11 protein-coding genes and 1 riboswitch are annotated in these 12,600 nt (G+C 50.6%); of the genes, 3 read left to right on the top strand and 8 right to left on the bottom strand.

Annotation, left to right across the window (positions count from 1 at the left end; translation table 11 throughout):
* Positions 1 to 31: 31 nt before the first annotated feature.
* From BSPA111_RS06495 to glmS, 7 genes are all read right to left on the bottom strand, one after another.
* Positions 32 to 1,330 carry a dicarboxylate/amino acid:cation symporter gene (locus BSPA111_RS06495; protein WP_183270373.1) on the bottom strand — a complete coding sequence of 433 codons (1,299 nt, stop codon included), beginning with the start codon at positions 1,328 to 1,330 and terminating at the stop codon, positions 32 to 34.
* A gap of 161 nt (positions 1,331 to 1,491) precedes the next feature.
* Positions 1,492 to 1,809 (bottom strand): DUF4387 domain-containing protein, encoded by a 318-nt coding sequence (locus BSPA111_RS06490; RefSeq protein ID WP_183270372.1) that lies wholly within the window; start codon positions 1,807 to 1,809, stop codon positions 1,492 to 1,494.
* Positions 1,806 to 3,176 carry an acyclic terpene utilization AtuA family protein gene (locus BSPA111_RS06485; protein ID WP_183270371.1) on the bottom strand — a complete coding sequence of 457 codons (1,371 nt, stop codon included), beginning with the start codon at positions 3,174 to 3,176 and terminating at the stop codon, positions 1,806 to 1,808. Before BSPA111_RS06485 ends, BSPA111_RS06490 begins: the two co-directional genes overlap by 4 nt.
* A gap of 3 nt (positions 3,177 to 3,179) precedes the next feature.
* Complete coding sequence (locus BSPA111_RS06480) at positions 3,180 to 4,421, bottom strand: methylaspartate ammonia-lyase (protein WP_183270860.1); 1,242 nt, start codon at positions 4,419 to 4,421, stop codon at positions 3,180 to 3,182.
* On the bottom strand, positions 4,421 to 5,866 hold the full coding sequence (locus tag BSPA111_RS06475) for a methylaspartate mutase subunit E (RefSeq protein ID WP_183270370.1): 1,446 nt from the start codon (positions 5,864 to 5,866) through the stop codon (positions 4,421 to 4,423). Before BSPA111_RS06475 ends, BSPA111_RS06480 begins: the two co-directional genes overlap by 1 nt.
* 15 nt (positions 5,867 to 5,881) lie before the next feature.
* A complete protein-coding gene (gene glmL / locus BSPA111_RS06470) occupies positions 5,882 to 7,270 on the bottom strand; it encodes a methylaspartate mutase accessory protein GlmL (protein ID WP_183270369.1) in 1,389 nt (462 codons plus the stop codon).
* Entirely contained in the window at positions 7,270 to 7,701 is a 432-nt protein-coding gene (gene glmS, locus BSPA111_RS06465; RefSeq protein ID WP_183270368.1) for a methylaspartate mutase subunit S, read from the bottom strand. Before glmS ends, glmL begins: the two co-directional genes overlap by 1 nt.
* A gap of 684 nt (positions 7,702 to 8,385) precedes the next feature.
* Between glmS and cobA the strand changes: the two genes are divergently transcribed.
* From cobA to BSPA111_RS06450, 3 genes are read left to right on the top strand one after another with little or no spacing between them, the layout of a single operon-like run.
* Complete coding sequence (gene cobA, locus BSPA111_RS06460) at positions 8,386 to 9,159, top strand: uroporphyrinogen-III C-methyltransferase (protein WP_183270367.1); 774 nt, start codon at positions 8,386 to 8,388, stop codon at positions 9,157 to 9,159.
* Between the two features lie 27 nt (positions 9,160 to 9,186).
* On the top strand, positions 9,187 to 10,260 hold the full coding sequence (gene cobD / locus BSPA111_RS06455) for a threonine-phosphate decarboxylase CobD (protein WP_183270366.1): 1,074 nt from the start codon (positions 9,187 to 9,189) through the stop codon (positions 10,258 to 10,260).
* Positions 10,253 to 10,948 (top strand): bifunctional precorrin-2 dehydrogenase/sirohydrochlorin ferrochelatase, encoded by a 696-nt coding sequence (locus BSPA111_RS06450; protein WP_183270365.1) that lies wholly within the window; start codon positions 10,253 to 10,255, stop codon positions 10,946 to 10,948. Before cobD ends, BSPA111_RS06450 begins: the two co-directional genes overlap by 8 nt.
* 6 nt (positions 10,949 to 10,954) lie before the next feature.
* Here the strand turns inward: BSPA111_RS06450 and BSPA111_RS06445 are convergent, their stop codons facing one another.
* Complete coding sequence (locus BSPA111_RS06445; RefSeq protein ID WP_183270364.1) at positions 10,955 to 11,821, bottom strand: L-threonine kinase; 867 nt, start codon at positions 11,819 to 11,821, stop codon at positions 10,955 to 10,957.
* 518 nt (positions 11,822 to 12,339) lie between these two features.
* Positions 12,340 to 12,515, top strand: a riboswitch (cobalamin riboswitch).
* Positions 12,516 to 12,600 lie beyond the last annotated feature (85 nt).

The raw sequence follows: 12,600 nt of genomic DNA, 5'->3' as shown, positions 1-12,600 counted from the left end.
AAAGGCCGACAGACGTCGGCCTCAAATATCATTAAACGGTCGCTTCAGATACCGCCGGGCGTTCGATGCCAGGGGTTTTGGTCGGAGCGGCACCACGGCAACCTTCACCGAAGTGCTCACCTTCCCAACGGCCAACAATGGCTGCACCCATCGCGTTACTCATCACGTTGGTTGCTGAACGGCCCATGTCGAGGAACGGATCGACACCCATCAACAGAATCAATCCTGCTTCTGGAATATTGAACTGGTTGAGCGTGGCGGCGATAACCACCATTGACGCACGTGGTACACCGGCCATGCCTTTAGAGGTCAACATCAGGATCAACAGCATGGTGATCTGCTCGCCCATGCTCAGTTCAATGTTGCAAGCCTGCGCAATGAATACCGTGGCGAAAGAGCAGTAAGCCATTGAGCCGACGAGGTTAAAGGAGTAGCCGATTGGCAGCACGAAACTGGCAATCTTTGAGGAAACGCCAAACGTCTCCAGTTTATTCAGCGTGCCAGGGAAAGCCGCTTCGGAGCTGGAGGTGGTGAAAGCCAGAAGGGCAGGTTCGAGGATCATTTTGGTCAGACGACCAATACACGGCCCGACGAGCATGGTGGAGAGGCCAATCAGAATTGCCCAGAGCATCCCCAGAGTCAGGTAGAACTCACCCATGAAGATCCCTGCGCTGACCATCACACCTAAACCACGTTCGGCGATAAGACCAGAGATAGCAGCGAAAACGGTCAGTGGTGCAAACAGCATCACATAGCCCGTCAGCTTCAGCATCACGTGTACCAGAGAATCGAGCACTTTCACGATAGGTTCGGCTTTTTCCCCAATTGCCGCCAGGCTGCAGCCGAGGAAAATAGAGAACACCACAATTTGCAGAATTTCATTGCGCGCCATCGCATCGACAATACTGGTTGGCACGGCGTGTGAAATAAAGACTTTCAGCGTGAACGGTTCAGATTTAACGGCTGACAACGCACCGACATCGTGAGGCACAAAGTTAATGCCCGCACCTGGTTGGAAGATATTAACAATCACCAGACCCAGTGCAATGGACAGCAGAGAGGCGCAAATAAAGAGGAAGAACGTTTTCGAGAATATACGACCCAGAGTTTTAGCATCGCCCATTTTGGCAATACCAACAACCAGGGTAGATATTACCAATGGCGCGATAATCATTTTCACCATTCGTAAGAATATGGTGGTGAAAATGGAAATATCTCCTGCATACGATTTTGCTGTATCTGCCGATGCCATATTATTAATGACCACACCCGTAATCATGCCTAATATCAGGCCTAGTATGATCATTTTTGTTAAACTAATTTTCTTCATGTTTACTCCATCGGATAATGGTTGGGTATTAAGGTGTAGGGCGGCGTGTACCCCGCTTCACTCAAGGCACACACCTGTTTATGACCAACCGCATGAATAATTTGGTGTGCTTGGATACAGCAATATCCCGCACACCCATTGATGTTGTTGTATTATTGTTACTACAGGTCGAACTGAATACTTAATAAAGGTGCATGTTGCTGAGCACCATAAACATCATTGTCACCTACGCTTCCTGAAATAATATCGCGCGGCATGACAATCTTTACCGCGTTAGCTGGATCAAACCAGACAATGCGGTGAATAGTTTCAGGCTCGACGTGATATAAATCGGCAATAAGCTGTGGTGTTAATTGCTCAGATGCTTTTACTCGCTGATAGTCTTCCCGGGTTTTAAATAAAATATCTAATACCAGTTCGTACGGTCCGGCGTTTTTGGAACGAATGACCTGCGCCAATGAGCAAATGGACTGTTTCATGCCTGAACTCCTTCTGGCGTCACCTGTTCAATGGAGAAATCAAAACGTAGGTCGTCGTTTGCATCTATCAGGTGATAGATAGAGAACTCATACACTGGCCCTGCCTGAATGTCGGATGGCGAGAACGGGAACGCGAGGTTACCGGCGGTCGCAATTCGGTTTTCATAGCCGTAGTGCAGCAGGGTTGAGCGCACCAGCGAACAGACGCTGTTGGCGATATCCTGCGTCGGAGCGACCACGTCCAACAAGATCCCCAGTTCATGTCCGGCTGTTTGCATCGGTTCATGGATACCCATGACGCCGTTTTTGCCATACAGATGGAACGTGATGCGGATACTGTCGTCATTGAGCGAGAGGTTGCTCGCTACGCTGGCTTTGACCTCTTCAAGAATGGTATCAATGCCGGCGATCATGATCGGATCGCGTGTCCCGGCAATGGTCAGGCAACGGAAACCAACCTGACGCGCCCCTTCCAGTTTCAGCGCATAAGGCGTTTCTTCATGGCGTGAACCGCTGACGTAAACCTCTCCGTCGTTAACGGCCTTGAAGCTACAGCCTTTCAGATTCAGCACGCCGCCCGGCCCTGGCAGGAAGTACGGATCGGATTTCTCATACAGCGTGTGTGCCGCAGCGGATGTTTCGGTGAATTTACGCTTAGGATTGAATGTCTTCAGCGTAAAGCCGTGTTCATCAATGATGCCCATGGCGCAGTCCGAACCAGAACCTGGCGTCGCGGCAATGGCCGCACATTCGAGGATCTTCCCGCAGTGCAGCGCCAGCCCTTCATCAAAGCCTTTCATGATCGGCAGCGCGGCGAAACAGGCTGGATCGTAAGCACGTCCGCCTAACACCACCTGCGCACCAGCTTCCAGCGCACGTTGGAAAGGTTCGATGCCCATTTGCGCGACGATGTAAGTACTCTCTTCAATCGCTTCGTGGGTCAGTTCAGGGACAAAATCCAGTGCGGTGATCGCGCCGTTATCCAGTGCCTGATGAACCGTAGCTTTGTCGACATCTGACGGGATCAACGCCATGGAGAAACTTAAATTCTCTTCCTGCGCAATCTCGAGGATTATCTGGCGGCACCATTCCAGGTGCGGTGCAGCGCCTGAACCTCCGGCTGTACCAATGACGACCGGAATGTTGTTTTTAACACCCGCGGTGATCATATAGCGCAGATCGCGTTTGACGCCCGCCCGATCGGTAAAGGGTTTACCTGCACCGAGGTAGTGGGGACCAGGATCGGAGGAACCCGCGTCAACAGCAATCAGATCCGGTGACTCTTCCATGGCTTTACGAAAACTCTCTTCCGGGAAGCCATAACCCAGGATAGCCGTCGGTGACAAGATCTTAAATGTGCGTGCCATTTCTCAATCCTTTGTCTGCAGGAGCGCAATAGTGCGGTTCATTTCGTTGAACACAATATTGAGACCTTCATCAAAGCCCATACCTGGCTTTATCAACATGCGCATTGGACGCGCGGCCAGAGCCACGTGAACACAGGTGCGAGCACTGATCTCGGTTTCGTTACAGGTACCGCCTTGATAGGCTTCCATTCCGTGTTTATTGCAATAAAGCACGGCGTCAACGATGTTATGAATTCCCCCGAGATCTGGCGTTTTGATCTGCACCATGTGGCAACTGCCCGCGTCGGTGAAATCGACGATATCCTGGTAGGTATTACACCATTCGTCGGCGACGATCTTCACACCGGAACCCAGACGGGTCAGCTCATGGGTAATGGCGGTCAGCATGAGGATCTGATCCGGTTTGTTACCGGCATCAACAGGGCCTTCAATGTACAGCGGCAGACCCTGTGCTTCTTTCTCAAGGCTGGCGATGTACTCGGCGCAACGCACCGGGTCCATATCGAAAATCAGACCGATGGTGCCGTACACGTCGATATGGAGTGTCGGTTGATAGCTCTTGCTGGTGCGCAGCTTCAGAATGCGGTCAGACAACCAGCGCACATACTCGCGCAGTTTTTCACCATGGAAGCCCAGCTTCTCCTCCACGTTGTTGATCAGCGCATGCGGCAAGACATCCACACCTTTCAGGATCATTTTATCGACAGCGATATAGCGGTCATCACCGCTCTGGCCGAATAATGGAATCGCTTCCGGGACGCATGGCAACTGCCATTCGTTACAGACCACTTCCGCTTTGATACAGCCTGTAGCCAGCGCAGTGGCATCGAGCAGCGCCTGAGAAAGACCATAACGAACGGCGGTATGGAGCAGATGCCCGTCGATCATCAATGTGTCGAAAAAGCGCGCATTCGGCAGGAACGCGTCGACATCACGCCCTTCCAGCAACGGTTTGATATGGTCGTTGAGGAACGGAATAAAGTTTTCCGCAAGGAACAACGGATCGCGGCCGCCAGCCCCTGAATATTGCACCGCCGCACAGTCACCGACAGCAACCGCCCCATTTTCCAGAATCAGCTGTACCGAAACGCATTCCCCCGCCTGACGCACGGCTGTGAAACCCGGTGTGACGGGTTTGCCGGTATAAATGAAGCCGTCGTGACCGGCACCATCTTTAATGGCCTGTTGATCGTCAAAATAAAATGAGGAGTAGCCTGCGGTGAAAAGCGCTTGTTTAATTTTCATCATGGTCTTCCTATTAATTTACTGTGGGATACAGCGTTGATGTCATCAATAACCATCTGGAATGAAGGTTTACGGCCTTCGAATTGCGCACGCTCCGCGACGTAGTCACGGTGCAGGGCCAGAATGTCATCCGGCAGCGGAACCGCTCCAGCATCAAGAATACGAATGGCGCCCGCGTTATCGCGCACCGGTAAAATTTTGCCTGCATTACAGGAGGCTGGGGCGAAAGGCACATCCAGCACGCCAGCTTCAAACGCCAGTACCGTTCCGCGTGCGATATCGCCATTACCCAGCTCGAAGACCTTCTTCAGCACGGCACGCACTTCGCTCTTAATCAGGGACACTTCCTGATCGACGGCTGGGCACGCTGGGAATTTCTGGTCGCTGACCATGTTGAGCATCTGGCGTGAGGCTTTCAGACCCTGGGCGTTAGCCGCAGCCGTTGGGATACCGAAGGCTTCGTGTGGACTCTTGGTGATCACCTTAGTGGCACCGGCCATACCCGCCACCGCTGCACCCCAGGAGATAATGCCGAAGGCTTTGGATTCATCTTCCGGGAAGCCGCCCATCCACTGGTGGAATACAGTGCTCAGCTCGTAATCATCGAAGCCGTAGTTATAGAAATACTCATGGGACAGTTCGCGCAGCGACTTAATTGCGGCGATATCCTGGGTCAGGCAGCCCACCTGGCCGTAGCCAACGGTAATGGATTTCACGCCCTGTTCCAGCGCCAGCAAACCTTCGATGATCGCCACGGAATGCGACATGAAAGGCGGGATCAGCGTACCGGTCAGCGGGCCGAACGGTTCGCGGTTAATGCGAATGCCATTTTCTTCATACAGGCCCATCAAACGGTCGCAGTACTGCCAGTCACGAATGGATTTTTCCAGTGTGACGCGCTTGGCGTAAGGGATGTTGTAAGAGATGCCGCCACCTTCGTAGCTGGTAAATCCACTGGCCATCGAGATTTCAGCCAGCAGGCGCGCATCCGGCGTTCCGTGACGAATCTGTATGGGTTTTTCCAGCGTTTCGGTCAAACGACGGCAGGCAGCCACACCGTGGTTGACAACGGGCAGGCCGTTTAACTTGGATGTCCCGGCTTCAATGGATTTCTGAATCCCGACCGCCGCTTCTTCGTAGCGGTTAAGACGGGTATAGGCATCAATGGTGGAAGGCAGAAGGTCACACTCTTCCTGCAACGTTTTGAGCAGTTCGATGTGCTCATCCATTAAGGCCACGCCCGCACGCGGCTGGCTCAGGGTTTTACCTTCCTGATCGGCCTTCAGCAGGGCATGAGAAAAGCGTTTATTCTCCGGAATGGTTTGCTGGTACTTCACGCCATCTTCAAAGTTCTCAACGTCTTTACCGGTATGCCAGGTCTGGAGGACCTGATGCCGTTCGGTCATGAATTCATCATGGGTTAACTTTTTATTACGGAGTTCCATTCGTTGCAGCCTTATCTATAGGGTTAAACATTGAATGCTGGTGCGAGCGGCAAGCTGCGGATAAAGCCTGGCGACGTTTGCCAGCAGCGGAAGCAAGCCTTTTGAATCGCGGTAATATTCAAATTGGGTGGGTAACAGAATGCGTCTGCCGTCGTCGTCAAGTTCGCGGTATTTCATCCAGTTGTGGATGTCGAACTGGCTGGCGCGGGAGAGCCATCCGCCTGAGCCAATCACTCGACGAACGGTGGTCAGGTCGCGTCCCATCTGCAAATCGACGCTTCCCACGCAGGTGCACACCTGTTTTTTGGTGCCTGCATGGCGTTCGCTGGCGTAGCCGACACACAGTCCGGCCAGTACGGTGTCGAAATACCGCTCTTCCTCGTTACACGGCAGGTAATCCGGTTGAGCCGCCAGATGTTGCAGATAGCGATAAAAAGCTTCCTGGCGTTGTGGTTGATGCGCGAAGACCACATTCACCAGTTCCTGAGTGCTGTCGCCGACAACCATGGCAGAGACGCGCATCCCCAAATCGCCCTCTACGGTGCGTTTGACGAACGGTTCAGGCACGCCGTGCAGCACGGTGTCAGGAGAAAGGTTATTTGCGCTGGTGGAGTAGACATCGGTCGTCGCGCCGCCCATATCAATCAGCATGAACTCCTTCCACGCGCTGTCGGAATCGCTGATCGCTTTCGCCAACTCGTAGACGGTCCACGGCGTCGGCATCGGCTCCTCGCCCGTTTCCCCCACGATGACGTCCAGACCTTTTCCTTTGACGATACGGGACAAAAACAGATCGCAAATCGCCTGCCGGGCGGCATAAGGATTGGGGTGATCGAGATCGGGCAGAATGTTGTCCACCGTGGTCAGATCTTTATGCCCCAGAATCGACTGTATATCGTCCTGAATGTCGCGGTTTCCTGCGTAGATAATGGCGCAATCCAGGTTCGATTCCGCCAGCGCATGGGCGTTGGCCAGACCGTAACTTTCTTCACCGCCGTCGGTTCCACCGGTAAACAGCAGAATGTCAGGAGGTGAGGTTTCCAGCGCCTTGATATCGTGGCGATTGAGCTTGTACGAGTAGTACTGCGCGATTTTCGCTCCCGCTGAGTGGGCGGTCACTTTCGCTGATTCCAGGGTGATTGACGGCACCAGCCCCATAGCGGCAACGGCAAGACCGCCTTTCGCTGATGAGGAGTATTTCAGGGTCACTTCACCGCTGTTCAACAGTGGGCGAGCATCGCTAACATTTAGCACCTTATTCAGGCTGTTAAAGAATCCGTCAGCCAAATGGTGCGTGGTGGTTGGGGTCAGGACGTGGTTCACCAACGTTAACGCATCCCCCTCCCGAGCAAAGAGGGCTGCCTTGGTCCACGTCGAGCCGATGTCGACAGAGACGATTTGCATCAGAAGGCCTCTTCAAGACAACGTTCGTCAATGTCATTCGCAATCAGGCTACAAACATCTTCGAGGTCGCGGCTCGGGGCGAAGACGCGGTTGAAGCCCATATCTTTGAACTTGGCTTCAATGTCTGCAAAGTCATGTTTGCCGACGACGAGGTTGCCGCCCACATAGAGCAGAATGTCGCCAATCCCGCGTTCAATACAACGTTCGCGCAGACCCAGGCAGTCGATGTCACCGTGACCATAAATTGATGACACCACAATGGCATCGGCACCCGTTTCGATAGCGGCATCGATGTACTCGTCCTGGCTTACCATTACCCCCAGATTGATTACGCGAAAATCATGGGCAGTAAAAACGCGATCCAAAACTTTATTGCCTACCGCATGGCAGTCAGCACCAATGACGCCAATAACAAGTGTTGATTTTTTCATTAATAATCCTCTGTAGGGCTGATAATCAGAAAGTAAGAACTATTGCTATTATTTGTTGCGCAGGTTGATTGCGCCTTTTAACTGGGCTGGAGTTTCTTTTCCTGGCGAGATTCATGCAATTGATCTATTTTCAGAATATCTTTCGTAAAATGATTGTTTTGTGGTCAGTTATTTAAATTGTCTTTAAAATCAGTGTTTTAAAATTGTTTTTTATAGGGTTTTTAATATTTAAATTATAATTGCGAGTGAGTTTGTTTTCATGTTTGTGATCTGAATCCTATTTTGCATTTAATTCAAATGTTGTTATAATTAATAACGAATTAAGAAGGTTCTTTAAGTGAAAGTGTGAATTCCTTAACGGATTTTTAAGTGTTAAGGGTATACCTGAATGTACGGAAAATTAGGTGGTAGATTAAATTAACTTATTCAGTTAATAGAATGTTAATATTAATGAGGTGTTTTATTGCAATGAATACCAAATACATCAAATTAATAACTAATATTAATGCCCATCACTATTTTTCATTTTCTGATATTTATGTATAACCTCTTTCTGTAAAGTCAATAAATAATGAGAAGCACATCAAGTATTTTTCACGGTGACTCCTGAATAATGTGTTGGAATTTAAGCGCCAAATTATGATGTTGGAGTTTTTTTTTAAACTTATCATTTAGGAAGATTCTATGAATGAAGGGAAAGTCTGGCTTGTTGGTGCTGGCCCCGGTGATGTTTCTTTAATTACCGTAAAAGGGTTATATGCGATTCGTCATGCAGAAGTGATTGTTTACGACCGTTTGGTTAACCCTGAACTATTAAGACAGGCTCCGGAAGACTGTCTCATGATTAATGTTGGGAAGAACCCTAATCACCACCCGATTCCCCAGGACGAAATTAATGCCATCCTGGTGGAACATGCCCGGCAGAACAAACAGGTTGTCCGTCTAAAAGGCGGTGACCCTTATGTTTTTGGTCGTGGTGCTGAAGAAGTGGAACAATTGGCAAAAGAGGGGCTGGCATTCGAGGTTGTACCGGGTATCAGTTCCGCTATTGGTGGCCTGGTTTACGCAGGGATCCCAGTGACGCACCGCGATTACGCCTCCAGCTTCCATGTTATTACCGGACACATGTGTCAGGGTAATGACCCGCAAAACTGGCATGCTTTTGCGCAGCTTGACGGGACGCTGGTTATCCTGATGGGAATGACTAGGCTGGTAGAAATATGCCAGCAATTAATGGCCGGTGGAAAGTCTGCGGATACGCCAGCCGCCGTGGTGATGTATGCCAGCCAGACGCGCCAGCAGGTTGCGCGTGGAACGCTTGCCACGATTCACCTCGAAGTCGAGCGCCAACAACTTCATGCCCCCGCACTGATCGTTATTGGTGACGTTGTGAATCTGCATGATGTACTGGCATTTTCGGCTACGCAGCTAGAAATTGACCAGGAGTTTGTCTGCTAATGCGCTGGTTTTCTGTGAGGCAGACCCATGAGTGAACATGGCGGGAACAGTGTCGAAGTCGCACAACAACTCGGTATTGCCCCAGAATCCCTGCTGGATTTCAGCGCAAATATCAATCCTCTTGGTTTATCAGAGCGCGTCAAATCGCTGATTACCTCTCATCTGGATGTTATTGAGCGCTATCCGGATATTGAATATCGCCATCTTCATCAGACGCTGGCAATGGCCAATCAGTGTGATGTTGAGCAGGTGATTGCCGGAAACGGCGCCACGGAGCTGATTTATGGCCTGGTGCGGGCGTTATCTCCACGTCGCGCAATGCTTCTGGTGCCCGGTTTTGCTGAATATCGCCGGGCACTGGTGCAGCATGGCTGCGAGGTGATTGAATATCGGTTAAATGAGGAGCAGGGCTTCCAGCCGGATAGACAACTCCTCGAAGCCGTTCGTCAACGAAGGCCTGACTGCCTGTTTATTGCCACGCCGAATAACCCAACAGGATTGATGCCTGAACCTCAGCTGTTAATCGAACTGGCGGAATTGTGTGAAACGCTCCAGATAGCGCTGATAGTTGATGAAGCTTTTATTGATTTTCTTCCCCAAGGGTCAAGCCTGGCCTTACGTTTGACGCACTCGCGTTATCTCTACCTGCTGCGTTCGCTAACCAAATTTTTTGCCATCCCAGGTCTTCGTCTGGGCTATTTGCTCAGTGGTAACAGGGCGAGAATCCGTCAGCTGAAAAATAACCGCGAGCCCTGGTCGGTCAATGCGCTCTCGTCACTCGTCGGCCAGTACCTGCTCAATGATGACGATTATATTAACGTCAGCCATAAGTATATTGCCCGACAGCGGGATTATTTATGGCAGGCCCTGAGCCAGTTTGCGTCGTTGCTGGTCTGGAAGCCGACAGCTAACTACCTGTTTTTCAGATGTATTAAAAAAGATATTGATTTGAAAGCTGCGCTGTTAGCGCATCGTATTCTGATTCGCCACTGTGAAAACTATCCCGGCCTTGATAGCAGTTACTTTCGGGTGGCAGTGCGTACGGAAGATGAAAACAGGACGTTGATTCAGGCGTTAACCCAGATATTAACGCGTGACTGACACTATCAGCCGGGCACACTTACCCCCAACTCACACCCACGCCACGATGGACTACTTTCCACTATTTTGTGATTTGAAAGGCAAGCGCTGTTTGATTGTTGGCGGCGGTCAGGTTGCCACGCATAAAGCCCGTGGCCTGTTGCAGGCGGGGGCGACGTTGCGCCTGGTCGCACCGTCGATCACTTCTGAGCTCGAGCAGCTTTGTGCAGAACACGATATCGAGTGGCTCCCAGTTCCATTGTTAAAACAGCATCTTACCGGGTGTTGGCTGGCGATCGCGGCAACCAATGACGCTGCGGCTAATCGCCAGGTCAGTCAATGGGCAACGGCTGAACAGAAGTTCTGTAATTGTGTTGATGACCCTTCGTGCGCATCATTTATTACCCCTGCCATTATCGATTGCTCTCCGGTGATCATTGCCGTGAGTTGTGGTGGGCATGCGCCGGTTTACAGCAAAATCCTCAAACAACATCTGTCTGAGCAGCTTCCTGCTGGTATGCGTGAGATGGTGTTACTGGCGGGCGTGTTGCGGGAGCGGGTTAATCAATCTTGTGATATCCGCGAGAGAAAACGGGCATTCTGGACGATGTTTTTTCATCATGCACCTCTGCGGCAAGCCGTGTCAGAGAACAATACTGATGAAATTCACCAACAGGTGGAGAGCCTTTTCCAGAACGCTCTTTTTTAGCTGTCGTTACTGTAAGGTCGCGCCGCCCTCGACCATCTTCAGCAAGTGATGCACCGGCCAGTGCTGGTTTAAGCGTGATTCCGTCAATAACCCTTTCACAAGATCAACGTCATGCTTGTTGCGGTCCAGCAGTAACCCCACCACGCTTCCACTGTGAGCGACATTGATACCGTAGAGATCACACTTTTCTACCAGTGATAACAAGGCCTTAAACTCGGGTTTGGGCAGAATATTCTGGCTCGCCTGCGCGCTAAGCGTTGCGCCTTCGCCCATCAGTCGCGGATTGTTCTGCTCACAGGCTTGCTGAATTTTTTCCCAGGCGGTCTCCAGTACGGTGACATGCCTTTGCAGCAAGGTATTTCTCTCCATGCGGTGATAATCTGCCGTACGCAACGTTAATGGGCTTTCGAGCACCAGCAGATCCAGCTCCGGTTGCGGATTACAGGCAATACGCGTCGTCCCTTTGTTATGATCGAACAGCGACAGGCTGCGAAAAATAGTGCTGTCGGTGGGTTCGAGCGAAACACACAACGCCGCCAGCGCCTCTTCACCGAGTTCATGACCTAAATAATGGGCGGTGGCGAGCGCCGTGGCGGCAATATCCGCGGTGCTACTGGCCATCCCTTTGGCTACCGGAATAGTAGAGTGACGCTCAATACGAATTTCACGGCTCAGATCTGCCGGATATTGCCAGTGAGAAAGAAGCTGTTTCACCATGGCGCGTGAGAGAGGAAGTTCATTCGCCAGCGGGGCACCTGTGGTGACTTCAACGGTGCTGTACCAGTCCACAGGACAAGACACCAGCTTTTCGCTGCCGAGGATCCACCCCTGGATAAGTTCGCCGCAGGATGCGGGGCATTGGGCTATTGCCACGTTCACCACCTCGTTTATCCCCTTCATACTTCAAGTTGCCGCCTTGCTGCAACTCGAATTATTTTGGGGATAGTTAATTAGAATTTGCGCGATAGTGACACGGCACTAAATGGCTTTTATTGATTTGTCACAATATAGTTTTATCCACTGGTTTAGCAATAAAAATAAATATCACACTGAATGCGGAATATGTGTTACCGACAGGGCGTGTTTGTTATTTGATTTATTTTCATATTATTGTGATTTATTTTCATGAAGTTATTGGCGTATTTACTGCAACTATTTTGACGTTTAAAAATGAGAGAAAAGAGGGTTTTGTTATTGCATGAACAAGAAGGGTATTAATTGTGGAGTGTGTCAAAGTAAGTAAATTTAATTGGTCTGATAAATTGTCGTAGCGCAAGAATTTAATTCTTTAGTGGCTATAACATGTGTCGAGTTTTTATTTGGTGATGTTCTGAAGCGTTTTTAAATTATGTCTCCATGTATGAAGACGCGTGAATTAATTCCATGCGCGACTAACTGTAATGCTAACTGATATACCACATTGTGTGGTTGGGAAGGGGGTTTAAATCCCCCGCAGCCCCCGCTGCTGTGATGCTGACGAACCCGTAATGTCACTGATCGCAAGATTGGGAAGGGCGGGTGAGAGTGACGCTAAGCCAGAAGACCAGTCTGTTAGCCAAAAACAACAACTTCGGTGGGAAGTGGGTTGCTCAGATGCGTCTGGTCGAAAGACCGGGTAACCGCACTTCCTGACAGCCCGACCACCCTGAACA

Origin of the sequence: Buttiauxella sp. A111 (genome assembly GCF_014189855.1) — a bacterium.
In the GTDB taxonomy this organism is placed as follows: Bacteria; Pseudomonadota; Gammaproteobacteria; order Enterobacterales; family Enterobacteriaceae; genus Buttiauxella; species Buttiauxella selenatireducens.
This window is presented reverse-complemented; position numbering and strand designations above follow the sequence as displayed.

Coding starts and splice junctions, on each gene's coding strand:
- BSPA111_RS06495 (WP_183270373.1), bottom strand. CDS start 1,330: ATGAAGAAAATTAGTTTAACAAAAATGATCATACTAGGCCTGATATTA.
- cobD (WP_183270366.1), top strand. CDS start 9,187: ATGAGTGAACATGGCGGGAACAGTGTCGAAGTCGCACAACAACTCGGT.
- glmS (WP_183270368.1), bottom strand. CDS start 7,701: ATGAAAAAATCAACACTTGTTATTGGCGTCATTGGTGCTGACTGCCAT.
- BSPA111_RS06475 (WP_183270370.1), bottom strand. CDS start 5,866: ATGGAACTCCGTAATAAAAAGTTAACCCATGATGAATTCATGACCGAA.
- cobA (WP_183270367.1), top strand. CDS start 8,386: ATGAATGAAGGGAAAGTCTGGCTTGTTGGTGCTGGCCCCGGTGATGTT.
- BSPA111_RS06490 (WP_183270372.1), bottom strand. CDS start 1,809: ATGAAACAGTCCATTTGCTCATTGGCGCAGGTCATTCGTTCCAAAAAC.
- glmL (WP_183270369.1), bottom strand. CDS start 7,270: ATGCAAATCGTCTCTGTCGACATCGGCTCGACGTGGACCAAGGCAGCC.
- BSPA111_RS06480 (WP_183270860.1), bottom strand. CDS start 4,421: ATGAAAATTAAACAAGCGCTTTTCACCGCAGGCTACTCCTCATTTTAT.
- BSPA111_RS06485 (WP_183270371.1), bottom strand. CDS start 3,176: ATGGCACGCACATTTAAGATCTTGTCACCGACGGCTATCCTGGGTTAT.